Origin of the sequence: Nocardioides sp. SYSU D00065, from assembly GCF_017916425.1 — a bacterium.
Lineage (GTDB): Bacteria > Actinomycetota > Actinomycetes > Propionibacteriales > Nocardioidaceae > Nocardioides.
The window spans coordinates 644,808-669,443 of record NZ_JAFMSX010000002.1 but is presented as its reverse complement, the minus strand read 5'-3'; the positions used below and the strand labels follow the sequence as shown (position 1 = coordinate 669,443).

Genomic DNA, 24,636 nt, shown 5'->3' with positions numbered 1-24,636 from the left:
GCGGCATCGGGGTGTGCGGTAGGAATGGGCCATGGCAACCACACAACTCGGTGACAGCACCGTCAACACCGTCGGCGAGCTGCCGGCGGTCGGCTCGCAGGCCCCCGGCTTCGAGCTGGTCGACACGACCTTCCAGTCCCTGACCGAGGCCGACGTGGCCGGCAGGCGCGTGGTCCTCAACATCTTCCCGAGCATCGACACCGGCGTGTGCCAGGCGAGCGTGCGCCGGTTCAACGAGCTGGCGGCCGGACTGCAGGACACCGCCGTCGTCAACGTCTCGGTCGACCTGCCGCTCGCGCAGGCCCGCTTCTGCGGAGCCGAGGGCATCGACGACGTGCTCGTCGGCTCGGCCTTCCGGTCCACGTTCGGCCAGGACTACGGCGTCGCCATGGCCGACGGCAAGTGGGCCGGGCTCCTGGCCCGAGCGGTCGTCGTCCTCGACGCGGACCGCACCGTGCTCCACACCCAGCTGACCGACGCGATCGGCCAGGAGCCCGACTACGACGCTGCGGTGGCCGCCCTCGGCTGACTGCTCCCGCCATCGTGAGTGGCCGTGGACCCGCCCGGGTCCGCGGCCACTCGTGCGTTCGGGCGTCGGAGGTCCGAGCACCGGGACGATTGCCGAGTGCTAGGAACTAAGGCTAGCCTCACCTCACTTAGGTAAGGCTAACCAAAGGGCATCATGACTCCCGCTCCCCAACCGCCGACCGGCCCGCGCCGCGCTGCGGGCCGCACGGCCCGCATCGCCGGCATCGTCCTCGCGCTCTCCCTGCTCGGCGGCGGCTGCTCACCCATCACCTCGCCGTCGTCGTCGGCACGGGCGGCGGCCGGGCACGTCCCTTCCCTCTCCGAGGTGGAGCCGCTCGCCGATCCGCGCGCATGGGACGGGGTCGTCGACATCGCCCTGCCGGAGCCCGACCTCGAGCCCGTCGCCAAGGTCCCGGAGCCGCGCCTGCCCGTGACCGTCACCGACGCCCAAGGCACCGAGGTCACCGTCGAGGACGCCTCGCGCATCCTGGCGCTCGACATCCACGGCACGCTCTCGCAGACCGTCTTCGAGCTCGGGCTCGGCGACCGGGTGGTCGGCCGGGACACCTCGTCGCAGTTCGAGGCCATCGCCGACCGGCCGCTGGTGACCAGCAACGGCCACGAGCTCAACGCCGAGGCGATCCTGGCCCTCGACCCCACCGTCGTGCTCACCGACACCTCGCTCGGTCCGTGGGACGCGGTCCTCCAGCTCCGCGACGCCGGCATCCCCGTCGTGGTCACCGACTCGCGGCGCAGCCTCGACAACCTCGCCGCCCTGACCAGCGAGGTCGCCGATGCCCTGGGCGTGCCGGCCGCCGGAAGGCGACTGGGCCGGCGCATCACCGCCGAGGCGGAGGCGATGCAGGAGGCCATCAGCCGGGTCGCCCCCGAGGACGTCACCGGCCGGTTGCGCACCGTGTTCCTCTACGTGCGCGGCAGCTCGGGTGTCTACTACATGTTCGGCCAGGACTCCGGCGCCGACTCCCTCATCGAGGCCGTCGGCGGCTACGACGTCAGCAAGGAGATCGGCTGGAAGGGCATGCGGCCGCTGACCGACGAGGGACTCGTCGCCGCCCAGCCCGACGTCGTGCTGATGATGAGCAAGGGCCTGGAGTCCGTGGGCGGCGTCGACGGCCTGCTGGAGCGCTTCCCGGCCCTGGGTCAGACCCCGGCCGGCGAGCACGAGCGCATCGTCGCGATGGACGACGACCGCATCCTCAGCTTCGGTCCCAGCACGGCCGAGGTCCTCAACGCGCTCGCCGTCGCGCTCTACGCCCCGGACGCGCTGTGACGGCGCCGGTCCTGCCGCGCACGTCGCTGCCTGCGTCGCGCGTCCCTACCTCCTCGGCAGCCGGGCGCCGCCCACGCGACTGGCGGCGCCCGCTCGGGATGACCGGCCTCTTCGCGCTGCTGGGAGGGGCGCTGGCGGCGGCCCTCCTGGTGTCCGCCGGCTCGGGACAGCTTCCCGTCCCGGCCCAGGAGGTGGCCGGCTCGCTCCTGCACCGGCTCGGCCTCGACTGGCTCCCGCTGCCCAGCCACCCGCGCGGCGACGCCACCTTGTGGTCGGTGCGCTTCCCGCGCGTGGCCATGGCCGCGCTCGTCGGGGCGGCCCTGGCCGTTGCCGGCGCCCTCATGCAGGGCGTCTTCGGCAACCCCCTCGCCGAGCCCAGCATCGTCGGGGTCTCCTCCGGCGCCGCGGTGGGCGCCGCGGGCGTCATCGTCTTCGGCCTGACCTTCGCCGGGGGCTGGACCGTCGCCGTCGCCGCATTCGCGGGCGGACTGCTCACCACGCTGCTCGTCTACGCCCTCGCGCGCTCCGGCGGCCGTACCGAGGTGGTCACGCTGGTGCTCACCGGCATCGCGGTCAACGCCGTGGCCGGCGCCCTGCTGGCCCTGCTGATGTTCCTCGGCGACACCCAGGCACGCGAGCAGATCGTCTTCTGGCAGCTCGGCAGCCTCAACGGGAGCCGCTGGCCCTACGTCGCGGTGGTGGCTCCCCTCGTCGTGGCCGGCGTGGTGCTCGCACTCCTCAGCGCCCGCAGCCTCGACCTCCTCGCGCTCGGCGAGCGGCCCGCCCGCCACCTCGGGGTGCACGTGGAGCGGCTCCGCGTCGGGCTCATCGTGGTCGTCGCGCTCCTCACCGCGGCCGCGGTCTGCTTCTGCGGCATCGTCGCCTTCGTCGGGCTGGTCGTCCCACACCTGGTGCGCATGGTGACCGGCCCGGGGCACCGCCTCGTGCTGCCCGCCTGCCTCCTCGCCGGCAGCCTGGTGCTCGTCGTCGCCGACCTGGCCGCACGCACGCTCGTCGCCTACGCCGACCTGCCCCTGGGGATGCTCACCTCGCTCGTCGGCGGCCCGTTCTTCTTCTGGCTGCTCTGGCGCACCCGGCGTACGTCGGGGGGCTGGGCATGAGCGCGCCCGCGCCGGTCGCCTCGGTGCGCGGCGTCTCGCTCGCCCTCGGCGGCCGCCGCGTCCTCCACGACGTCGACCTCGACGTGCACGCAGGCGAGGTGCTGGCCCTCGTCGGCCCCAACGGCACGGGCAAGTCCACGCTCCTCGCCGTCGTGGCCGGCGACCTCTCCCCCGACTCCGGCACCGTGTCGGTGCTGGGCAGACCGGTGCGCGAGTGGCGGCTGCAGGCCCTCGCCCGGGAGCGCGCCGTGCTCCCCCAGGAGCAGCAGATCTCCTTCCCCTTCCCCGTCCGCGAGGTCGTGAGCATGGGGCGCGCCCCCTGGCGCGGTCGACCCGAGGAGGACCTCGACGACCTCGAGGTCGCCGCCGCCATGCAGACCACCGCGGTCGACCACCTGGCGGACCGATCCTTCGGGTCGCTGTCCGGCGGGGAGAAGGCTCGCGCGTCCTTCGCCCGGGTGCTGGCCCAGCAGACCGGGATCCTGCTGCTCGACGAGCCGACCGCCGCCCTCGACATCGGGCACCAGGAGACCGTCCTCGGCACGGCCCGCCAGCAGGCGCGCGCCGGCGCCGCGGTCCTCGTGGTGCTCCACGACCTCACCCTCGCCGGAGCCCATGCCGACCGGCTGGTCCTGCTCGAGGAGGGAAACGTCGCTGCCAGCGGCACGCCCACCGAGGTGTTGGATGCCGCGCTGCTGACCCGCGTCTACCGCCACCGCGTCGAGGTGGTGGCCCACCCGCGCACCGGCGACCCGATCGTCCTGGCCGAGCGCGGCACCGCCGCCGACGCCGACGACGTCGACGACGTCGCCCGCGCCGACCGTCCCCGGGAGGACACGTGCTGACCCGTACCGCTCCGATCCGTAGCGCAGGCACGCGGACCGCGTCCCCCTGCCGGCTCGCCGGGGTGCTGGTGGTCCTGCTGGCCGCGAGCGCCGTGCTCATTCCCGCCGCGCCCGCCCGGGCGGACGCTCGGATCAGCGTCGTGACCGACCGCGGCACGTCGCTGGCCGACTCCGGCCGGCCGACCATCCTCACCCTGAGCGGCTCCGGCTTCCAGTCCGTCCGAGGCGGCTTCGGAGGCGTCTACGTCGCCTTCGGCTGGGTGCGTGACCCCGCCGGCGGCGGGTGGCGCCCCTCCCGCGGCGGCGTCACCGGTCGCGACTACCGCTACGTGCCCGACTCCGAGAGCGAGGACAACGCCGGCTACCTGCGCTTCGTGGCCTTCCCCGGCAGCTCCACCGCCGGCGAGGCACAGGCCGTGATGTCGCCCGCTGGCGCCTTCCGTGTCTCGCTGGCCGTGCCGGGACCCACCTTCCGGGCACTCGACCGCAACGGCGAGGCGGTCGACGTGGACTGCCGACAGGTCACCTGCGGAGTCATCACGTTCGGGGCGCACGGGGTCGAGAACGCCCGCAACGAGACGTTCACCCCCGTGCGGTTCCGCGAGCTGGACGCCGACGAGCCGGGCAGCCCGGCGGACTCCGGGAGCGACGACACCGGCGCCGGTGTCGGCGCATCCACCGATGGCGGCGCAGCGACGTCCGATCCCGGCGGCGTACCGAGTCGAGGACCCAGCGAAGCACCGGGCGGCGGCGCAGCCGTCGGCACCGGGGCGGCGGGTACCGTGACCACCCGCCTGAGCGGCCGCCCCCGGGTCGCCACCGAGCGGGCCACCGCACGCGCCGGCCAGGCGCTGGCCTTCACCGGCCGCGGCTTCCAGCCCGGGGAGCAAGTCCTGGCGCTGCTCGACGACGGAGCGGTGGCACTCGGACCGCTCGTCGCCGGCACGGCCGGCGACGTCGCCGGCGTCATGGCGCTGCCCGCGGACCTCAGCACGGGCACGCACGAGCTGCGGCTGGTGGGAGCGGCCTCGGGCGCCCGTCCCAGCGAGCGGTTTCCGGTCCGGGGGCAAGCCTCGGGCACCCTCGCGCCCGGCAGCGGGCCGGTCGGGAGCAGCGGCGATCGCGACATCGCCGCCTGGGCGTTCGTCGGGGGGTCGGCGCTCGCGCTCGTCGCCGCGCTGGCGCTGCTGGGCGTACGACTGCGCCGTCGGGTCGCCCGCCCGGCCCGCACGACCGGAGCGGTCGCGTGACCGGGCCGGCGCGGCTGCGCCGCCTGCACGCGGCCGCCGCGCTCGCCGGGTGCGTGGCTGTGCTGGCGACGGCGCTGCTCCCGTCCGCCCTCGCGGGACCGGCGCAGGGGTCCGCTCCGACGAGGACGGAGCCGTTCGCGGTCTCCGGGGCGATCCTGCGCTGGGGCGTCAACAACGAGACGAACAATCGCGCCTTCGCACCCGGCACCTACAACTTCATGTCGGCCGGTGTCGTGCCCGACCCGGGCCGGGGCGGCACGACGCTGCCGCGGGCGAGCTGGCGGGCCGAGGACGGCAACGTCCGCATCGAGAAGCAGCAGGCCGACGGCGGCTACGCGCTCGCCACGTGGGAGGGCCTGTCCACGACACCGCAGGGCGCCACCATCTCGAGCCCGACGAGCGGGCAGTTCAGCAACCACCAGGTGGTGATCGGCGCCGGCACCGGCACGGTGGATCCCGCCACCGGCTTCGCGACCATCTCGTGGACGGGCTCGTTCACCGTCCTCTTCTACTCAGGGATGAGCTACTTCACGGTCACCGATCCGACGCTCACCGTCACCCCGGAGCGGGCCCAGCTGACGGCGACCGCCGGGGGCTTCGCCTCCGACATGGACGACCAGTCGCAGTGGCTCCCGCTCCCGCCGACGCCCGTCGTGCTGGCCGACCTTCCGGTGGCCGAGGTCGACCTCGCGGCGGCCGACGGCTTCGTCAGCACCCCCACGTACCTCGGCGTGGACTGGCAGGCCCCTGCCGACGAGGCGGCGCAGGCGGGCGGCCCGTACCGCGGAGCGTTCCCGAGCAGCTTCCTGGACTTCCTCGCCACGGCCGGGACCGCGGGCTACTGGTACTCCACGGGCGGGGCGACCGACGCGTTCAAGCCGGCCCTGCCGCTGAGCGTGAGCTGGTCCGGCGTACCCGTCGCGACACCGTCGGCCGCGGCCTCGACGAAGCCGACCAAGCGGCCCACCAGGGTCCCGACGCCGGCACCCACCAGGCAGCCCAGCCCCTCGCCGACCGCCTCGGACCCGACGTCGCCGACCAGCTCGCCGACCACCTCGCCCACGCGAGCGCCCGCCGCCGCCACCGGTCGCCCGCCGGTGACCGACCCTGCATCGGTCCCCTCGGGCGTGGACGCGTCGGTGCCGAGCGCCGCGGCGCTGGCGGCCGCGCCGGCGCTGCCCGCCGTACAGCCGGTGCTCGTCGCGGCCTCGTCCACCTCGTCCACCTCGGCCGCCCCGGCTGCCGCCACCGACTCCGAGCGCCACGCCCTGTGGCTGCTCGGCTGCGTGCTGCTGCTCGGAGCGCTCGCGACCACCCTGATCAGCACCACGTTGGAAGGAAGAAGATGAAGCACGCGCACAGCGGCGCACGTTGCTCGGCGGGCAGCGTCGCCGCACTGGCCCTGGTGGCCGGGGCGACAGCCGTCCTCGCCGGCCCGGCCCCCGCACAGGCGGCCACCACCACGATCGTCGACGCCGAGCTCCGCTGGGAGATCAACAAGGAGTCCCTCTCCGGCGCCTTCGCGCCCGGCACGTGGAACCTCCTCTCGGCCGGCAGGCTCGGCAACCCGGGCGCCGGCGGCCAGACCCTGAGAAGCACCGACGCAGGCGCGACGTGGGCCAACGGTGCGCCTGCGGGGTGGACGAACACCGCCGGCAACGTCACCGTCCTCGACAAGCAGGGCGACGGCAGCTACGCCCCCACCACCTGGCTCGGCACCCGCACCAACGCGGCCGGGCAGCTCACCAGCGGCGCATCGCACACGGTGAACTCGGAGAACCTGCTCTCGCTGACCGAGGGCACCGGCACGGTCGACCCCGTCACCGACACCGGCACCCTCGCCTGGGACGGCGACTTCACGGTCGTCTACTACTCCGGGATGTCGTTCTTCTACGTCTCCGACCCCCGGTTGACCCTCACCAACGGCACCGGCAAGCTCACCGCGACGCTCAGCGGGTACGGCTCGGACCAAGCGGACCAGTCCACGTGGACTCCGCTCCCGGACACCGAGGTCACGCTCGCCGACGTGTCCGGCGTGGACCTCACCGACAGCGGCCTGACCGCGACTCCGGCCTACCGCGAGGTCGTCTACGACGGCGCCACCTCCACCCCCCAGGTCCGCACCGGCATGAGCTGGGGTTCCTTCCCGTCCTCCTTCGTCGACTTCCAGCAGGGCGTCGGCACCGCCTCCTACTGGTACTCCAGCGGCGGCTCCGCCGACCCGCGGAAGGTCGCCAGCCCCTTCAGCGTGGCGTACTCGCAGCCGGGGCAGGCCCGCGTCACCGTCTCCGACACGACCCTTCTGCCCAGTGGCGCGCACCAGGTGACGGTCGAGGGCGCCGGGTTCGACCCCGACCTCGCCACCGGCACCCGTCCTCCCCTGGCCGGCAGGCCGGCCGGCGCCTACATCGCGTTCGGCCGCTACGCCGACCACTGGCGCCCCTCGGCCGGAGCGCCGGCGTCGTCGCGGGTCAACGCGGGCGGGGCCGGACTGAAGTGGGCCGTCTCCGCCGCTGACGCGGCCGCCGTCGGCGGTCCCGCGGCAGGTGCCGTCGAGCTGCGGCCCGACGGCACGTTCACGGCCACCCTCACCGTGGACAAGTCCGTCGTCGACGCCAAGACGAGCACCGGCACCTACGGCATCTACACCTACCTCGGCTCGGGGGCGGTGCAGCCCGCCTACGAGACCTTCACCCCGATCACGTTCGCCAGGTCCACCCCGGAGGTGTCGATCGCCGCGGCCAACGTGACCTACGGCGCCGACGCGCCCGTGACCGTGACCGTGTCGTCCCCGTCCTCGTCCCCGTCGCCGTCCTCGTCCCGGTCCCCGGCGACCGGCACCGTCACCCTCACCGACGGCACCACCGTCGTCGGCAGCGCCTCCCTCGTCGACGGCAAGGCCGCGTTCACCCTCGCCCGCCCCACTGCGGGCCAGCACCGGCTGACGGCCACCTACTCCGGGGACGGCGACACCGAGGCCGGCGAGGCGAGCCGCACCGTCACCGTGGCCAAGGCGGTCCCCGCCGTCAGGGTGACGGCTGGCGACCCCGACGCCGGCGAGGACGTCGTCGTGAGCGTCGGCCTTCCTGCCGCCGCGACCGGCACCGTGGTGCTCAAGGAGGACGGCACGGTGCTCGGCACCGCCACGGTCGCGGCCGGCTCGGCCACCCTCGCCCTCGGCGACCTGGGCGCCGGCGAGCACGCCCTCGTGGCGACGTACGGCGGCGACGCCAACCACGAGGCCTCATCGGGCACCACCCGGGTGAACGTCGTCCGGGTCGCCGGCCGGGCCAAGGTCCGCTGGGCGGCCAAGCCCACGGCCGGCAAGCGCGGCAAGGCCGTGGTGGCCGTCAGCGCGCTGGCCGGCGGCAAGACCACCGCCGTGGTGCGCACCGCCCGGGGACGCAAGGTCGAGGCGCTCACCGCCCGGATCCGGGGCGCCAAGGTGACCTTCACGCTGCCGCGGCTCGCGCGGGGCGCCTACACGCTCGTCGTGCGCGTCCCCGGCAACGACGACGTCGCCCCGGTCACGACGAGGCGGACGTTCCGCGTCGCGTGACCCCCCAGGGCGTCCCCGCCGGCCTGGCGGGGACGCCCGCCCACGCCGCTCTCCCTTCACACAGGAAGCACACGACATGACACTGCTCGACCCAGCACCAGCGACGGCACCGCTGTCGATCGCGATGCGCGAGGGCTCGCAGGCGGCGCACACGGCGGCCGAGAGCTCCCCCTTCATGGCCGAGCTCACCGCGGCTCGGGTCAACGCCCTCGCCGTGCGCGACTACCTCCTGCGGTTCCGCGAGGTCTACCGCACGCTCGAGCTGCTCGGCCGCGAGCTCGGGGACCACCCCGCGGTGGCCGCGGTCGCCGATCCGGCGCTCGACCGTCTGTCGGCGATCGAGTCCGACCTCGCCCACTGGTCGCAGGCGGCCGGTGCGCCCGCTCCGGAGGTGTTCCACAGCCCAGCCACCGACGCCTACGTCGCGCGGCTCCTGGAGGTGCGCGAGTGGCCGCCCCTCTTCGTCGCCCACCACTACACCCGCTACCTCGGGGACCTCTCCGGCGGACAGGTGATCGGCCGCGTGCTCGACCGCGAGCTCCAGCTCGAGGGCCGCGGCACGGCGTTCTACGCCTTCCCGCTCATCCCCAAGCCGAAGCCCTACAAGGACGGCTACCGGGCACGGCTCGACGCGCTGAACCTGACGGTCGAGGAGCAGGCACGGATCGTGGCGGAGGTCAGCGTCGCGTTCGAGCTCAACCAGGCGGTCTTCGCCGAGCTGGGCCGGGACCTGCCGAGCTACCTCCGCTGACGCGCCGGAGCCGGCGTCCCTCGACGCCGGCTCCGGTCGTCCGGCGCGGCCCGCTCAGCGCCGCGACTCCAGCCAGTCGTGCTCGGCGCGCGGCAGCACCCGCGCCCGCAGGAAGACCTCGGCCAGGCCCTGGTCGCCCATCCACGCCCGGAAGTACATCGGCACGGTCAGTCCGTGCCCCGGCCGGTGGACGACCTCGATGGCGTCGCCGGGCTCGATCACGCCCGGCTCCCGGACGGCCAAGTAGGCGCCGGTACGCCCGCGCTCGGCGAAGCGGCGTACCCACCGCGTCTCACCCATGTGCTTGGCGAACGTCGCGCACGGGACCCGCGGCCCGCAGACCTCCAGCAGCGCGCTGCCGATCTCCCAGAGCTCGCCCACCTCGGCGGCGTCCACGTCGATGCCGATCGTCGTGAGGTTCTCCCCGAACATCCCGTCCGCGAGGTCGCGGTCGAGCTCGCGCGCCCACCAGTCGAGCTCCTCACGGGCGACGGCGTAGACCGCCTGCGTGGCGCCTCCGTGGTGCTTGCGGCTGTAGATGGCGTCGCCGACCACCCCGCTGCCCAGCCCGCTGCGCTTCGGTCCCGGGTCGCGGACCTCGATCCGGTCGACCGGGTGCTTGCGGATTCCGCTGGGACGACGCAGCCCCTCCACGGGCGCCAGCGGGCCGGAGTTGGCGGACAGGACGGTGGCGCTCACGGCTGCACGCTAGCCCCGCTGCCGGAGGGGCGCAGAGCCAGCGGGCCCGACCGGACCTCAGGAGTCGCCGGAGTGGCAGACGGCCTCGATGTTGTTGCCCTCGGTGTCGCGGACGAAGGCGCCGTAGTAGCCGGGGTGGTACTCCGGCCACAGGCGCGGCTCGTGCAGCGACTCCGCGCCGGCGGCGACGGCCTCCGCGTGCCAGGCCCGCACCGTGGCGGCGTCCGGCGCCCGGAAGGCGACGTGCACCTCCCGGTTGGGCCCGACGCCCTCGAAGGTGCCGATCCAGAAGTCCGGCTCCTCGGAGCCGTAGCCGATGGCCACGTCGAAGTCCATCAGGCGACGGTGCCCCAGCACGGCCAGGACCCGGTCGTAGAAGGCCGCCGCGCGCGGCAGGTCGGTGCAGTTGATGCCGAGGTGATCGATCATGCCCCGAGCGTGACACCGGCCACCGACACCGGCCACCGGCACCGGCCAGGCCCACGGACTACGGTGCGCACATGAGCGAACAGATCGACCAACTGATCGAGCAGGCCCGCGCGTGGGCGGCCGCGGACCCGGACGACCGGACGCGCGCCGAGCTCGAGGCCGTGGTGGCCGCCGCCGGGCGCGGCGAGCCGACCGACCTGGCCGACCGGTTCGCCGGCACCCTGCAGTTCGGGACCGCCGGTCTCCGCGGCGCGCTCGGCGCCGGCCCCAACCGGATGAACCGGGTCGTCGTCACGCGAGCGGCGGCCGGGCTCGCGGCGTACCTCACCGACACCGGCCACGCCGGCGGCTCCGTGGTCATCGGCTTCGACGCGCGCCACGACTCCGACGTCTTCGCCCGCGACACCGCCGAGATCATGACCGGGGCCGGCTTCAAGGCGCTGGTGATGCCACGGACGCTGCCCACCCCGCTGCTCGCCTTCGCGATCCGCGAGCTCGGCTGCGTGGCCGGCGTGATGGTCACCGCCAGCCACAACCCGCCGCAGGACAACGGCTACAAGGTCTACCTCGGCGACGGCAGCCAGATCGTGCCGCCCGCCGACGTCGACATCGCCGCGCGGATCGCCGCCGTCGGCCCGGTCGCCGACCTGCCCCGCGGCGACGCCGGGTCGCTGGTGGGCGAGGACATCGTCGACCGCTACCTCGACACCGTCGCTGGACTGGCGCAGGACGGTCCCCGCGACCTGCGCATCGTCTACACGCCGCTGCACGGCGTCGGGGGCACGACCGTGGCGCAGGTGCTGGAGACCGCCGGGTTCGACGCCCCGCACGTGGTCGAGCAGCAGGAGCACCCGGACCCGGACTTCCCGACCGTCTCCTTCCCCAACCCCGAGGAGCCGGGCGCGATGGACCTGGCGATGGCGCTCGCCGCGGAGTCCGGCGCCGACCTGGTCGTCGCCAACGACCCCGACGCCGACCGCTGCGCCGTCGCGGTGCCCGACGCCGACGGCTGGCGGATGCTCCGGGGCGACGAGGTCGGCGCTCTGCTCGCGCACCACCTCCTCGCCCGGGGCCGCGAGGGGACCTACGCGAACTCGATCGTCTCCTCGAGCCTGCTCGGCAAGCTCGCCGCAGCGGCCGGCCAGCCCCACGAGGAGACCCTCACCGGCTTCAAGTGGATCGGACGGGTGGAGGGCCTGGCCTTCGGCTACGAGGAGGCACTCGGCTACTGCTGCGACCCCGAGCACGTCCGGGACAAGGACGGCGTCTCGGCGCTGCTGCTGGTGTGCGAGCTCGCCGCGCAGGCGAAGGCGGAGGGTCGCGGGCTCCTCGACGTCCTCGACGACATCGCCCGCGAGCACGGGCTCCACGCCACCGACCAGCTGTCGGTGCGCTTCGAGGACCTGGCCGACATCCCGGCCACCATGGACCGGCTGCGCGCCGCGCCTCCGACCACCCTCGGCGGGCTCGCCGTCCACCGGGTGGAGGACCTCTCCGAGGGCTCGGCCCAACTGCCGCCCACGGACGGGCTGCGCTACTCGCTGGCGGAGGGCGCGCGCGTGATCGTGCGTCCCAGCGGCACCGAGCCCAAGGTGAAGTGCTACCTCGAGGTGGTCGTGCCCGTCCCGCCGGGCGGGGCCGGCGACGGAGGCGTCGACGCGGCGCGGACCTCGGCGACCCGCCGGCTCGACGCGATCAAGGACGATCTCCGCGCCGCGGCCTTCGGCGGCTGACGTGCGCAGCCCGCGGTCGGCTCGCCGCCCCACGGCGGCGCTCCCCGTCCCCGTGCTCCTCGCACTCGCGCTGCTCGCGCCGCAGCTGCTCACGCCGCGGCACCCGAGTGCGCCCGCGCTCGGTGGATCGCCCGCAGCAGCGGCGTACGACGCCCGCGCGCCGCGGACGTGGCGGGTCGGCCCGCAGCGGGAGCTGGCCACGCCCAGCGCCGCCGCTGCCGTCGCCCGCGACGGCGACACCGTGCTCATCGACCCCGGGACCTACTCCGGCGACGTCGCCACGTGGACGCAGGACGACCTGACGCTGCGCGGCGACGGCGGCCGCGCCCACCTGCGCGCCGACGGCCGGGATGCGCAGGGCAAGGCCATCTGGGTCGTCGCCGGCGACCGCACAACGGTGGACCGGATCGAGTTCAGCGGTGCGGCGGTCCCCGACCGCAACGGCGCCGGCATCCGCCAGGAGGGCACCGACCTCACCGTCACGCGCAGCTGGTTCCACCACAACGAGAACGGCATCCTCACCGGAGCCGACCCCGACAGCGACGTCGTCGTCCGAGACTCGCGGTTCTTCGCCAACGGCGCCGGCGACGGCTACTCGCACAACCTCTACGTCGGCGCCGTCCGCTCGCTCACCGTGGTCGGCAGCTGGCTCTCCGACGCCGACACCGGGCACGAGCTGAAGTCCCGGGCCGCCCGCAACACGATCGTCGCCAACCGGATCAGCGACGGCGACTCCACGGCGAGCTACTCCATCGACCTGCCCGAGGGCGGCCGCTCCCTGGTCGCGGGCAACGTCCTCGTGCAGGGTCCCCGCTCGGAGAACCCGGCGCTCGTGGCATACGGCGCCGAGGGCCTGACCCACCGCTCCTGCACGCTGTGGATCGTCCACAACACCTTCGTCAACCGCCGCACGTCGGGCACGTTCGTCGCCTCGGCCGAGGGCAGCAGCGTCCACCTGCGCAACAACCTGTTCGTCGGCCCGGGCGAGGTGGGCGACCGCGCCCTCCGCAGCCGCGGCGACCGGCGCGTGGACCTCAGCGGCTTCGTGGCCCCGGGCGCCGAGGACTTCCGCCTCCGGCCGTCCTCGCCCGCCGTCGACCGGGCGGTCGGGGTCCCGAGGCGCTGGCGACCCCGCTGGGAGTACGTCGCCCCGGCCCGGGCGGTCCGCCGACCGACAGCAGGTCGCGCCGACCTCGGCGCGTTCGAGCTCCGCTGACCGGTCGAGCGGTCCCGCCTCGAGGGGTGGCCACGCCTGTATGCCGGCCCGGGCGCCGGGTACGGAACCGATTCGCCTCTGCGAGGTCCGGCACCGACGCACCCCTGCACCGCCCAGCACACGGGCACCGCCCGAGGCACAGCGGGCACCGCTCAGAGGAACAGCGTCACCGCGAACACGAGCGCGGCCACCGCGAGCAGCACGATGGGCAGCCACGCCGGCTCACGGCGTACGGCGTCGGGCAGCGCCAGCTGCTCGGACGAGCCCGGCCGCACACCCGCGGCCCTGCGCGCGGTGTCGACGAGTTCGTGGAGACGGTTCTCGGCGAAGTCGGCGTAGGACATGCCCTCGGCCGGCGTGGTCGGACCGGACGCGGGCCGGGCCACGATCGCCTTGCGCCAGGAGCGTCCGATCACCGTGGAGACCCAGCGTCGGTCCCCGGCGCGCACCGCGAGCACCTGGCGTACCGCCATCTCCTCGATCGCGGCGAGCCGGATGTGGACGGTCTCGGCGAGGTTGCGCATGACCAGGTGCTCCTCGGTGACCCACAGCGCGGGCCGGAGCATCGCCGCCCAGGCCGCCACGCCGGCGAGCAGCGCGGCCGCGGCGACCCACGGCGGGAATCCCTCGTCGAGGTACGCGAGACCGGCCACGAGGACGGCCGCCGCCAGCAGCAGTGCGAGCCAGCCGGTCAGCCGTCCGCTCGTGGCGTGGAAACGCTCGACCACCTCGTCCTGCCGGCCTGCCATGTCGTCCTCGTCGAGTCGGGGGAAGTCGCGCCGGCGTTGATTGCCGGGCGTGTCCGACCCAACTCTATGCTGGGTCGGTGACGCCCACTGCCAGCTCGACGGAGAGCTCCGCCCCGACCTCCGGGGTCTTCGACGACGTCGTGCGCTCGGACTCCTCCCTGCGCCGTTTCCTCCACGGACTGCCCGGCGTGGACCAGGTCGGCGCCGAGGCCCGCGCCGCCGGGCTCGCCACGCGGTCGGTGAAGACCACCTCGAAGGCCTACGCCATCGACCTGGCCATCCGGATGGTCGACCTGACGACCCTCGAGGGCCAGGACACCCACGGCAAGGTGCGCGCACTCGCCGCCAAGGCGATGCGACCCGACCCGGCCGACCCGACGTGCCCGGCCACCGCCGCCGTCTGCGTCTACCCCGACATGGTCGCCACCGCCCGGCAGACGCTGGGCGACAGCGGCGTCCACGTGGCGGCCGTCGCCACCGCGTTCCCCAGCGGTCGCGCGGCGATGGACATCAAGCTCGCCGACACGCGCGACGCGGTCGAGGCCGGCGCCGACGAGATCGACATGGTCATCGACCGGGGCGCGTTCCTCTCCGGGCGCTACCTCGACGTCTACGAGGAGATCGCCCAGGTCCGCGAGGCCTGCAACCGCCCCGACGGCACGGGCGCGCACCTCAAGGTGATCTTCGAGACCGGCGAGCTGCAGACCTACGACAACGTACGCCGCGCCAGCTGGCTGGCGATGATGGCCGGCGCCCACTTCATCAAGACCTCCACGGGCAAGGTGCAGCCGGCCGCCACGCTGCCGGTGACCCTGGTCATGCTGGAGGCGGTCCGCGACTTCCGCGACCAGACCGGACAGATGGTGGGCGTCAAGCCCGCCGGCGGGATCAGGACCACGAAGGACGCCATCAAGTACCTGGTGATGGTCAACGAGACCTGCGGCGCCGACTGGTTGACGCCCGACTGGTTCCGCTTCGGGGCCTCCACCCTGCTCAACGACCTGCTCATGCAGCGCACCAAGATGACGACCGGTCGCTACTCCGGTCCCGACTACTTCACGCTGGACTGAGGCACACCATGTTCGAGTACGCACCCGCACCCGAGTCGCGAGCGATCGTCGACATCAAGCCGTCCTACGGGCTGTTCATCGACGGCGAGTTCGTCGACGGCTCCGGCACGGCGTTCAAGACCGTCAACCCGGCGAACGAGGAGGTGCTGGCCGAGGTCGCCGAGGCCAGCGACGCCGACGTCGACGCCGCGGTCCGGGCCGCCCGCCGCGCCTACACCCGCGTCTGGTCGCGCATGTCCGGGGCCGAGCGGGCCAAGTACCTCTACCGCATCGCCCGGATCATCCAGGAGCGCGGCCGCGAGCTGGCCGTGCTGGAGTCGATCGACAACGGCAAGCCCATCCGTGAGTCGCGCGACGTCGACGTGCCGAGCCTGGCGGCCCACTTCTTCTACTACGCCGGCTGGGCCGACAAGCTGAAGTACTCCGGCTACGGCTCGACCCCGCTCGGTGTCGCCGGCCAGGTCATCCCGTGGAACTTCCCGCTGATGATGCTGGCCTGGAAGATCGCCCCGGCGCTGGCGTGCGGCAACACGGTCGTGCTCAAGCCGGCCGAGACCACTCCGCTGACCGCCCTGCTGTTCGCCGAGATCTGCCAGCAGGCCGATCTCCCGCCGGGTGTCGTCAACATCGTCACCGGTGCCGGTGACACCGGCCGGGCGCTCGTGTCTCACCCGGACGTCGACAAGGTCGCCTTCACCGGCTCGACCGAGGTCGGCAAGGCGATCGCGCGCGCGGTCGCCGGGACGGACAAGAAGGTGACGCTCGAGCTGGGCGGCAAGGCCGCCAACATCGTCTTCGAGGACGCACCGATCGACCAGGCCGTCGAGGGCATCGTCAACGGCATCTTCTTCAACCAGGGCCACGTGTGCTGCGCCGGCTCGCGGCTGCTCGTGCAGGAGTCCGTGGCCGACGAGGTGATGGCCCGCCTCAAGCGCCGCATGGCGACCCTGCGGGTGGGCGACCCGCTCGACAAGAACACCGACGTGGGGGCCATCAACTCCGCCGAGCAGCTCGCCAAGATCCGCGAGCTGTCGGAGGTCGGCGAGTCCGAGGGAGCCGAGCGCTGGTCGGCGCCGTGCGAGCTGCCCGCCCACGGCTACTGGTTCGCCCCCACCGTCTTCACCGGCGTCACCCAGGCCCACCGGATCGCCCGCGAGGAGATCTTCGGCCCGGTCCTGTCGGTGCTGACGTTCCGCACCCCGTCGGAGGCGGTCGAGAAGGCCAACAACACCCCCTTCGGCCTCTCGGCCGGCGTCTGGACCGACAAGGGCTCGCTGATCTTGTCGATGGCAAACCACCTGCGCGCCGGCGTGGTCTGGGCCAACACGTTCAACAAGTTCGACCCGACCTCGCCCTTCGGCGGCTACAAGGAGTCCGGCTACGGCCGCGAGGGCGGCCGCCACGGGCTCGAGGCGTACCTCAAGGGAGAGGACAGCTGATGGCATCGACACGCATCGACGTGCGCAAGACCTACAAGCTCTACATCGGCGGGCAGTTCCCCCGCTCGGAGTCCGGGCGCTCCTACGTCGTCAACGACGCGAAGGGCCGCCTGCTGGCCAACGCCGCCCAGGCCTCGCGCAAGGACGCGCGTGACGCCGTCGTCGCCGCCCGCGCCGCCTTCGGCGGCTGGTCGGGGCGCACCGCCTACAACCGGGCACAGGTCGTCTACCGCATCGCCGAGGTGCTGGAGGGCCGTCGCGAGCAGTTCGAGGCCGAGCTGCGCGCCGCCGAGGGCGTCTCCCCCGGCCGTGCCCGCGCCTACGTCGACGCCGCTGTCGACCGGCTCGTGTGGTACGCCGGCTGGGCCGACAAGATCGCCCAGGTCGTCGGCAACGCCAACCCGGTCGCCGGCCCGTACTTCAACCTCTCCACCCCGGAGCCGAGCGGCGTCATCGCCGTCGTCGCGCCCCGTGGACCGCTGCTGGGGCTGGTCAGCGTCGTGGCGCCGCTCATCGTCACCGGCAACACGGTCGTGGTGATCGCGAGCGAGCAGCACCCGCTGACGGCCATCACGCTCGGCGAGGTGATGGCGACCAGCGACCTGCCCGGCGGCGTGGTCAACGTGCTCACCGGCTCCGTGGCGGAGATCGCGCCCTGGCTGGCCTCGCACATGGACGTCAACGGCATCGACCTCACGGGCGTGGCCGACCCGGCCCTGGCCGCGCAGCTCGAGGTGTCGGCCGCCGACAACCTCAAGCGCGTACGCCGCCCCGCCCCCGACACCGACTGGCTGGCCGAGCCTGACCTGGACCGGATGACGCGGTTCATGGAGACCAAGACCGTCTGGCACCCCATCGGGGTCTGACCCGGACCTGACAGCCGTCCGCCGAGACCGTGGAGGATCCGAGTCACCTGGTGACCCGGATCCTCCACGATCCGTTCGATCAGCGGTTGACCAGCGCCTGGGCGAGCACGCCGAGGATCTCGTTGGGGTTCCTCACCAGGTAGTTCTGCCCGCCGGTCGCCGCGGCGATCTGCTCGAGCTCACCGGTGTCGGAGTCCTCCGAGATGCCGATGATGATCACCTTGACCGGCTTGGCGGGGTCGCGGATCGACTTCAGCTGGTTGACCAGCGACTCCAGCGACAGCGAGCTGGAGTCGTCGCTCGCGCCGTCGGTGAAGATCACCACGGAGTTGAACCACGCCGGGTCCCACTTCTCCTGGGCGTGCTTGTAGGCGGCCAGCGCGGTGTCCATGAGGCCGGTGGCGCCACGCACGCGCCCCACCAGGGCGGCGGCCTCCTCACGGACCACGTCGCCGTGGGTGCCGGCGTCGCCGGCGGGGGCGTCGAGGCGGTCGAGCGCGGCGTACTCCGCCCACGAGGCGCCGTCCTCGCCACGGTTCTTGGAGAAGCCCCAGACGCCGATGCGCGCCTGGGCGGGGAAGGCCTCGAGGGCGACCTGGGAGGCGTTGACGGCGAGCTCGATGCGGGTGACGCCGCCGATGGCGGTCTTCATCGAGCCGGACAGGTCGACCACCGCGAGGATGCTGGAGGGGACCGACAGCACCCGCCACTGGCGCAGGACGTCGTCGGTGGTCTTCTGGGCCACCCTGTCCAGCACCGGCGCGTCACCGAGCCCGATGTCGCTGCCGAGCGGGGCGCCGTCGGGACCGCGCAGCTCGGCGGCGGCGATCGCCCGGGCACCGGCGGCCGAGGTGAACCATCGGGTCAGCGCGCGCGCCACCCGCGCCGAGAGGTCGCCGCCCTGGGCCATGACGTCCATGCTGCCGCGGTTCACGTCGACCAGCGGGTACTGGAGCATCGGTACGCCGGTCCGGGGCGCCACCAGGGTCAGCTGGTCGTTGCTTCGGCGGGCCCGGAGGTAGGCCTGCTCGGTCGCGGGCACCAGCTGGGTGCTCGACGCCGAGATGGTCGAGAGGTCGGTCTCGGTGGCGCCGCCGGAGACGGCACGCTCGCCATAGGTCTGCGCGACGGGGACGGTCTTCTGCTCGATGGAGGCCGGCGTCTCGCCGGTGCGGCCCATCTCGGCGTAGGGCGCCAGCAGGGCGAGCGCTGACGCGCCCTCGGCGCTCGGGTCGGCCATGGCCAGGCTGCCGCCGTCGAGGACGTCGGTCCACGACGCCGGGGCCTGAGCGGCCGGGCCGCCGATCAGGCCCACGGGCGTCTGCGCGAGCACGTCGGCGACCGGCGTGCCGGTCCAGCCCGCCGCGGTGAGCTGCCCCTTCCACGTCGGGCTGTCGGGGATCCAGATCTCGGGCAGCTCGGCGTCGGGATCGCCCAGCAGCGCCACCACGTCCTTCACGGTGCCGGTGGAGACCTCGATGTCGATGCACGGCTCGTCCGCGTTGACGTCCTCGACCGCCTGCGCGACCAGGCTCTCCATCACCGGAGCCGTGGTCAGAGTGACCTGCTCCGAGACGCAGTCCGCCGCCTCGGTATCGTCGCCGCCGCCGATCACGAGGAAGCCGACGACGCCGATCACGAGCAGCAGGGCGAGCCCCACGAGCAGCGGCACTCTGCCGGTGCGCGAGGATCGTCGAGACCCTCCGGAGGTCTGCGAGCCGTCCGGCGCTGCGGTCGAGTCGTCGAGACTCATGGGGGCCTCCCACAGAGGTGTCGGTCGGGGTTTGCGCGAGACTAATGTCCAGCCCGACCCTCCGTGGTCGAACGACGAAATGAGTTCGTAACACATGAGCACAGCCCAGGTGGTCGTCCTGGCCGGCCCCAGCGGGGCCGGGAAGTCCCGGCTCGCCGAGCGGCTCGGGCTGCCCGTCCTGCGCCTCGACGACTTCTACAAGGACGGCGACGACCCGACCCTGCCGCGGATCGACCACGGCGCCAACGCCGGTCTGGTCGACTGGGACGACCCGGGCTCGTGGCACCGCGACCACGCGCTCGCCGCCCTCCGCGAGCTGTGCGCCACCGGTCGCAGCGAGGTCCCGGTCTACGAGATCGCACAGAACGGCCGCTGCGGGTCGCGCACGGTCGACCTCGGCGGGAGCAGCCGGTTCGTCGCCGAGGGCATCTTCGCGCCCGAGGTCGTCCAGGCCTGCCGCGACGAGGGACTGCTCGCCGCCGCCTACTGCATCACCCAGCACCCGCTGATCACCTTCTGGCGCCGCCTGACCCGCGACCTGCGCGAGCACCGCAAGCCCCCGCTCGTGCTGCTGCGCCGCGGAAGGGCGCTGATGCGCGACCAGCAGCGGGTCGTCGCGCACGCGCTGCGCCAGGGGTGCCGCCGGGCGACCGGCGACCAGGCCTACGCCGAGCTCACGGCCTCGGCGCGCCGGCCCTAGCCCTGCGCGGCCAGCTCGGCGTAGCCGGGCTTGACGACCCGCTCGATGATCGCCAACCGCTCGTCGAAGGGCAGGAACGCCGACTTCATCGCGTTGATGGTGAACCAGCGCAGGTCCTCCAGCGAGTAGCCGAACGCCTCGACCAGCCCGTACATCTCCTCGGTCATCGACGTGCCGCTCATCAGCCGGTTGTCGGTGTTGACGGTCACCCGGAACCGGAGATCGGTGAGCAGCCCGATCGGGTGGGTGGCGAACGACTCCGCGGCACCGGTCTGGACGTTGGAGCTCGGGCACATCTCGAGCGGGATCCGCTTGTCCCGGACGTACGCCGCCAGCCGGCCCAGCTGGACCGAGCCGTCGTCGGCGACGGTGATGTCGTCGATGATCCGCACGCCGTGGCCCAGCCGGTCGGCGCCGCACCACTGGATCGCCTCCCAGATCGACGGCAGCCCGAAGGCCTCGCCGGCATGGATGGTGAAGTGGGCGTTCTCCCGCTGGAGGTACTCGAAGGCGTCGAGGTGCCGAGTGGGCGGGAAGCCCGCCTCGGCGCCCGCGATGTCGAAGCCGGCGACCCCCCGGTCGCGCCAGGCGATGGCCAGCTCGGCGATCTCCATCGACCGGGCCTGGTGCCGCATCGCGGTGAGCAGCTGGCGTACGACGATCCGGCCGCCGCTGGCGGCCATCGCGGCGTCGAAGCCCTCCTGCACCGCCGCGACGACCTCGTCGAGCGTCATCCCGCCGCTCACGTGCTGCTCGGGCGCGTAGCGCACCTCGGCGTAGACGACGCCGTCGGCGGCGAGGTCCTCCACGCACTCACGGGCGACGCGGGCGATCGCGGGTCCGTTCTGCATGACCGCGACGGTGTGGTCGAAGGTCTCGAGGTAGCGCACCAGCGAGCCGGAGTCCGCGGACTCCGCGAACCAGCGCCCCAGCGACTCGGCATCGTCGGCGGGCAGCCGGTGCCCCGCCTCGGCGGCGAGCTCGACGATCGTCTGCGGCCGCAGGCCGCCGTCGAGGTGGTCGTGCAGCAGGACCTTGGGGGCGGCGTGCACCTGCTCACGGGTGGGTCGACGGCTGTGATCGGTCACCTGCTCATCCAAGCAGGCGGACTATCTTCGTGCCCATGCGCACCTTCACCTCGCTCGACGACGTCGCCGCTGCCGCCGGGACCGACATCGGCACCAGCGAGTGGCTCCTCGTCGACCAGGCGCGGATCGACGCCTTCGCGGACGCCACGTTGGACCACCAGTGGATCCACGTCGACGTCGACGCCGCGGCGGCGGGTCCGTTCGGCACCACGATCGCGCACGGCTTCCTGACGCTCAGCCTGCTCCCCCACTTCGCCAGTGAGGTGTTCCGCCTCGAGACGCCCGGCGCCCGGCTCAACTACGGGCTGGAGAAGGTGCGCTTCCCCAGCCCGGTGCCCGTGGGCAGCCGGCTGCGCTCGCACGTGCGGTTCGGCGAGGTCCGCGACCTGCCCACGGGCAAGCAGCTGATCGTCGAGCACACCGTGGAGATCGAGGGGTACGACAAGCCGGCGTGCGTGGCCGCGCACGTGGTGCTGCTCCTGTCCTGACCGGGCGTGCCCGGTCAGGGGCGTTATCGGAGCGTCAGGAGATTCGGTCGAGCACCAGCGGAGTGGGCTCGAACGGCCCGTCGCCGATCTCCCAGCCGCCGTCGAGCGAGGCCAGCGCCCGCTCGAACCGCTCGGGCTCGTCGGTGAGCAGCGTGAACAGCGGCTCCCCCGCGGTGACCTGATCGCCGGGCCGGGCGTGCCAGACCACGCCGGCCCCGGCCTGCACCGGGTCCTCCTTGCGGGCCCGGCCCGCACCGAGACGCCACGCGGCCATCCCCACCGCCATCGCGTCGAGGCGCGTCAGCGTGCCGCTCGTCGGTGCGGCCACGACGTGCGACTCCTTCGCCTGCGGCAGGGGCGCGTCCGGGTCGCCGCCCTGAGCGCGGATCATCGCCTTCCAGGCGTCCATGGCCGAGCCGTCAGCGAGCCTGTCGGCGGGGTCGACGTCGTCGCGACCAGCGCCCGCCAGCATCTCGCGCGCCAGGGCGAGGGTCAGCTCGACGACGTCGGCCGGACCGCCGCCGGCGAGCACCTCGACGGACTCCTGCACCTCGATCGCGTTGCCGGCGGTCAGCCCGAGCGGCGTGGCCATGTCGGTGAGCAGCGCGACCGTGCGGACGCCTGCGTCCGTGCCGAGGGCGACCATCGTCTCGGCGAGCTCGCGGGCCGTGGCCAGGTCCTTCATGAAGGCGCCGCTGCCGACCTTCACGTCCAGCACCAGCGCGCCGGTCCCCTCGGCGATCTTCTTGCTCATGATCGAGCTGGCGATCAGCGGGATCGCCTCGACCGTGCCGGTGACGTCGCGCAGCGCGTAGAGCTTCTTGTCGGCCGGGGCGAGGCCGTCGCCGGCCGCGCAGATCACCGCGCCGACGTCCTCGAGGATCGCGAACATCTCCTCGTTGCTCAGCGACGCCCGCCAGCCCGGCACCGACTCGAGCTTGTCGAGGGTGCCACCGGTGTGGCCGAGCCCGCGACCGGACAGCTGCGGCACCGCGACGCCGCAGGCGGCCACGAGGGGCGCCAGCGGGAGCGTGATCTTGTCGCCGACGCCACCCGTGGAGTGCTTGTCAGCGGTCGGGCGCGACAGCGTGGAGAAGTCCATCCGCTCGCCCGACGCGATCATCGCGGCGGTCCAGCGCGCGATCTCGGTGCGGTTCATGCCGTTGAGGAGGATCGCCATGGCGAGGGCCGACATCTGCTCGTCGGCCACCGCGCCGCGGGTGTAGGCGTCGATCACCCAGTCGATCTGGCTGTCGCTCAGCTCGTGCCCGTCGCGCTTGGCGACGATCACCTCGACGGCGTCGTGGGCGGGCATCAGCGCTCACCTCCGGTGGCGGTGGCGGTGGCGGTGCTGGTGGAGGCGTCGGGCGTGGGCGCCACGGCGGCCAGGTCGTCGGGACCGAACGCGTCCGGCAGCACCTCCGACATCGGGCGGACGCCGGACACCGTCCACAGCAGCAGGTCGCGACCGCCGTGCTCGAACAAGAGCTGGCGGCAGCGACCGCACGGCATGATCACCTCGCCGGCGCCGTTGACGCACACGAAGTGCGTCAGCCGCCCGCCGCCGCTCGCGTGCAGCTGGGAGACCAGCCCGCACTCGGCGCACAGCACCACGCCGTACGCCGCGTTCTCCACGTTGCAGCCGACCACGAGGCGGCCGTCGTCGACCAGCGCGGCGGCGCCCACGGGGTAGCCCGAATAGGGGGCGTAGGCACGCCCCATCACCTCGACGGCGGCGGATCTCAGCTCGTCCCAGTCCCTCTGCTCCACGCGGCCACTATGGCGCATGCCGGCGATCGTGCGCACAGCAGCGCGGGTCGCCGGAAGTCCTAGGTCTCAAACGGGTGACGTTGTGCCGGATCTGCGTGACGGGCGGCGTGGGGGCAGGCATCATGACGCCGGAAAGCTGACCCCATCCCGGGGTGCACGAACTTGGAGGCATTGTGTTGAAGACGAGGAAGGTCGTCTCGAGCGGCTTCGTGGCGCTGCTCGCGGCCGCGACCCTGGCTGCGTGCGGCGAAGCGCCCGAGGAGGAGAGCGGCGGCGGTAGCGGCGGTGAGGCCGCATCGAGCGACTTCCAGCCGTGCATCGTCTCCGACGCCGGCGGTTTCGACGACAAGTCGTTCAACCAGCTCGGCTACGAGGGCGCCAAGCAGGCCGCCGACGAGCTCGGCGCGGAGCTCACCTCCGTGGAGTCCAACAGCGAGAACGACTATGGCCCCAACCTGGAGAGCCTCGTCGGTCAGGGCTGCGACGTGATCGTCACCGTCGGCTTCGCCCTGGCCGCTGCCACCAAGGAGTCGGCGGCCGCGAACCCCGAGATCGAGTACGTCCTCATCGACGACTCGGCCGACGGCGGCGAGGACGGCGAGACCTTCGACGGCAAGGCCGACGAGGAGAACATCAAGCCGCTGCTCTACGACACCGCGCAGGCCGCGTTCCTGGCCGGCTACGCCGCTGCCGACTACACCAAGACCGGCAAGGTCGGCACCTTCGGCGGCATGCCCTTCCCGACCGTCACCATCTTCATGGACGGCTTCAAGCAGGGCGCTGAGTACTACGCCGAGGAGAAGGGCAAGGACATCGAGGTCGTCGGCTGGGACGGCAAGAACGGCTCGTTCACCGGTGGCTTCGAGGCCAACGAGGCCGCGACCAGCACGGCCAAGCAGATCCTCGACCAGGACGTCGACGTCGTCCTGCCCGTCGGTGGCCCGATCTACCAGGGCGCGATCACCGCGATCGAGGACTCCGGCAAGGACGTCGCCATGGTCGGTGTCGACGCCGACCTCTACGAGACCGACCCGAACACCCAGGACTACGTCCTGACGTCGATCCTCAAGGGCATGAAGGTCTCCACCTACGAGGCCGTCCTGGCCGCGGGCAAGGACGAGTTCGACTTCGCGCCCTACATCGGCACCCTCGAGAACGACGGCGTCGGCATCGCCCCGTTCCACAACTTCGAGGACAAGGTCAACCCCGAGCTCACCGACGAGCTCGAGACCGTCAAGGCCGGCATCATCGACGGCTCGATCAAGGTGAACTCCTACCTGGGCTGATCACC

At 73.2% G+C, this 24,636-nt stretch carries 23 protein-coding genes; 16 read left to right on the top strand and 7 right to left on the bottom strand.

Translation table 11 applies throughout. The features are described 5' to 3' along the window. Positions 1 to 31 precede the first annotated feature (31 nt). From tpx to J3P41_RS11220, 8 genes are all read left to right on the top strand, one after another. A complete protein-coding gene (gene tpx, locus J3P41_RS11255) occupies positions 32 to 529 on the top strand; it encodes a thiol peroxidase (RefSeq protein WP_210650379.1) in 498 nt (165 codons plus the stop codon). A gap of 153 nt (positions 530 to 682) precedes the next feature. Next, positions 683 to 1,819: a hemin ABC transporter substrate-binding protein gene (locus tag J3P41_RS11250; protein WP_210650378.1), complete on the top strand. Its 1,137-nt coding sequence runs from the start codon at positions 683 to 685 to the stop codon at positions 1,817 to 1,819. A gap of 98 nt (positions 1,820 to 1,917) precedes the next feature. Continuing rightward, complete coding sequence (locus J3P41_RS11245) at positions 1,918 to 2,940, top strand: iron ABC transporter permease (protein WP_210650377.1); 1,023 nt, start codon at positions 1,918 to 1,920, stop codon at positions 2,938 to 2,940. Further along, positions 2,937 to 3,785, top strand: a complete 849-nt coding sequence (locus J3P41_RS11240) for a heme ABC transporter ATP-binding protein (RefSeq protein WP_210650376.1) — start codon at positions 2,937 to 2,939, stop codon at positions 3,783 to 3,785. The genes J3P41_RS11245 and J3P41_RS11240 overlap by 4 nt, the downstream gene beginning before the upstream one ends. Continuing rightward, positions 3,779 to 5,035, top strand: coding sequence for a hypothetical protein (locus J3P41_RS11235; RefSeq protein ID WP_210650375.1), 1,257 nt, complete (start codon positions 3,779 to 3,781; stop codon positions 5,033 to 5,035). The genes J3P41_RS11240 and J3P41_RS11235 overlap by 7 nt, the downstream gene beginning before the upstream one ends. Further along, positions 5,032 to 6,384: a hypothetical protein gene (locus J3P41_RS11230; RefSeq protein ID WP_210650374.1), complete on the top strand. Its 1,353-nt coding sequence runs from the start codon at positions 5,032 to 5,034 to the stop codon at positions 6,382 to 6,384. Before J3P41_RS11235 ends, J3P41_RS11230 begins: the two co-directional genes overlap by 4 nt. Next, positions 6,381 to 8,594: an Ig-like domain-containing protein gene (locus J3P41_RS11225; RefSeq protein ID WP_210650373.1), complete on the top strand. Its 2,214-nt coding sequence runs from the start codon at positions 6,381 to 6,383 to the stop codon at positions 8,592 to 8,594. The genes J3P41_RS11230 and J3P41_RS11225 overlap by 4 nt, the downstream gene beginning before the upstream one ends. 76 nt (positions 8,595 to 8,670) lie before the next feature. Then, entirely contained in the window at positions 8,671 to 9,345 is a 675-nt protein-coding gene (locus tag J3P41_RS11220) for a heme oxygenase (biliverdin-producing) (protein ID WP_210650372.1), read from the top strand. A gap of 54 nt (positions 9,346 to 9,399) precedes the next feature. Here the strand turns inward: J3P41_RS11220 and J3P41_RS11215 are convergent, their stop codons facing one another. Both J3P41_RS11215 and J3P41_RS11210 read right to left on the bottom strand, forming a co-directional pair. Further along, on the bottom strand, positions 9,400 to 10,044 hold the full coding sequence (locus tag J3P41_RS11215) for an MOSC domain-containing protein (RefSeq protein ID WP_210650371.1): 645 nt from the start codon (positions 10,042 to 10,044) through the stop codon (positions 9,400 to 9,402). Positions 10,045 to 10,101: 57 nt separating this feature from the next. Beyond that, entirely contained in the window at positions 10,102 to 10,473 is a 372-nt protein-coding gene (locus J3P41_RS11210) for a VOC family protein (RefSeq protein WP_210650370.1), read from the bottom strand. Positions 10,474 to 10,544: 71 nt separating this feature from the next. Here J3P41_RS11210 and J3P41_RS11205 point away from each other — a divergent pair, with 71 nt between their 5' ends. Together J3P41_RS11205 and J3P41_RS11200 are read left to right on the top strand one after the other, a co-directional pair. Beyond that, entirely contained in the window at positions 10,545 to 12,206 is a 1,662-nt protein-coding gene (locus tag J3P41_RS11205) for a phospho-sugar mutase (RefSeq protein WP_210650369.1), read from the top strand. 1 nt (position 12,207) lies between these two features. Then, positions 12,208 to 13,422: a right-handed parallel beta-helix repeat-containing protein gene (locus J3P41_RS11200; protein ID WP_210650368.1), complete on the top strand. Its 1,215-nt coding sequence runs from the start codon at positions 12,208 to 12,210 to the stop codon at positions 13,420 to 13,422. 152 nt (positions 13,423 to 13,574) lie between these two features. Here J3P41_RS11200 and J3P41_RS11195 read toward each other — a convergent pair whose 3' ends face one another. Continuing rightward, a complete protein-coding gene (locus J3P41_RS11195; RefSeq protein WP_210650367.1) occupies positions 13,575 to 14,171 on the bottom strand; it encodes a hypothetical protein in 597 nt (198 codons plus the stop codon). Between the two features lie 77 nt (positions 14,172 to 14,248). On the opposite strand from J3P41_RS11195, the gene deoC reads away from it, so the two are divergent. From deoC to J3P41_RS11180, 3 genes are read left to right on the top strand one after another with little or no spacing between them, the layout of a single operon-like run. Beyond that, entirely contained in the window at positions 14,249 to 15,241 is a 993-nt protein-coding gene (gene deoC, locus J3P41_RS11190; protein WP_210650366.1) for a deoxyribose-phosphate aldolase, read from the top strand. Between the two features lie 8 nt (positions 15,242 to 15,249). Beyond that, complete coding sequence (locus J3P41_RS11185; protein WP_210650365.1) at positions 15,250 to 16,680, top strand: aldehyde dehydrogenase family protein; 1,431 nt, start codon at positions 15,250 to 15,252, stop codon at positions 16,678 to 16,680. After that, positions 16,680 to 17,546, top strand: a complete 867-nt coding sequence (locus J3P41_RS11180; protein WP_210650364.1) for an aldehyde dehydrogenase family protein — start codon at positions 16,680 to 16,682, stop codon at positions 17,544 to 17,546. The genes J3P41_RS11185 and J3P41_RS11180 overlap by 1 nt, the downstream gene beginning before the upstream one ends. 79 nt (positions 17,547 to 17,625) lie before the next feature. Here J3P41_RS11180 and J3P41_RS11175 read toward each other — a convergent pair whose 3' ends face one another. Continuing rightward, positions 17,626 to 19,299 carry a substrate-binding domain-containing protein gene (locus J3P41_RS11175; RefSeq protein WP_210650363.1) on the bottom strand — a complete coding sequence of 558 codons (1,674 nt, stop codon included), beginning with the start codon at positions 19,297 to 19,299 and terminating at the stop codon, positions 17,626 to 17,628. 94 nt (positions 19,300 to 19,393) lie between these two features. Here J3P41_RS11175 and J3P41_RS11170 point away from each other — a divergent pair, with 94 nt between their 5' ends. Further along, the gene (locus J3P41_RS11170) at positions 19,394 to 19,999 is read left to right on the top strand and encodes an ATP-binding protein (protein WP_210650362.1); all 606 of its coding nucleotides are present in this window, start codon (positions 19,394 to 19,396) and stop codon (positions 19,997 to 19,999) included. Here the strand turns inward: J3P41_RS11170 and J3P41_RS11165 are convergent. Beyond that, positions 19,996 to 21,087: an adenosine deaminase gene (locus J3P41_RS11165; RefSeq protein ID WP_210650361.1), complete on the bottom strand. Its 1,092-nt coding sequence runs from the start codon at positions 21,085 to 21,087 to the stop codon at positions 19,996 to 19,998. The two genes, J3P41_RS11170 and J3P41_RS11165, sit on opposite strands and share 4 nt — an antisense overlap. Before the next feature lie 35 nt (positions 21,088 to 21,122). On the opposite strand from J3P41_RS11165, the gene J3P41_RS11160 reads away from it, so the two are divergent. After that, a complete protein-coding gene (locus J3P41_RS11160; protein ID WP_210650360.1) occupies positions 21,123 to 21,575 on the top strand; it encodes a MaoC family dehydratase in 453 nt (150 codons plus the stop codon). Positions 21,576 to 21,609: 34 nt separating this feature from the next. Here J3P41_RS11160 and J3P41_RS11155 read toward each other — a convergent pair whose 3' ends face one another. Continuing rightward, a complete protein-coding gene (locus J3P41_RS11155) occupies positions 21,610 to 22,890 on the bottom strand; it encodes a thymidine phosphorylase (protein WP_210650359.1) in 1,281 nt (426 codons plus the stop codon). Next, positions 22,890 to 23,363 carry a cytidine deaminase gene (locus J3P41_RS11150; RefSeq protein ID WP_210650358.1) on the bottom strand — a complete coding sequence of 158 codons (474 nt, stop codon included), beginning with the start codon at positions 23,361 to 23,363 and terminating at the stop codon, positions 22,890 to 22,892. The genes J3P41_RS11155 and J3P41_RS11150 overlap by 1 nt, the downstream gene beginning before the upstream one ends. Positions 23,364 to 23,518: 155 nt before the next feature. Here J3P41_RS11150 and J3P41_RS11145 point away from each other — a divergent pair, with 155 nt between their 5' ends. Next, complete coding sequence (locus tag J3P41_RS11145; protein ID WP_307861942.1) at positions 23,519 to 24,631, top strand: BMP family ABC transporter substrate-binding protein; 1,113 nt, start codon at positions 23,519 to 23,521, stop codon at positions 24,629 to 24,631. Positions 24,632 to 24,636 lie beyond the last annotated feature (5 nt).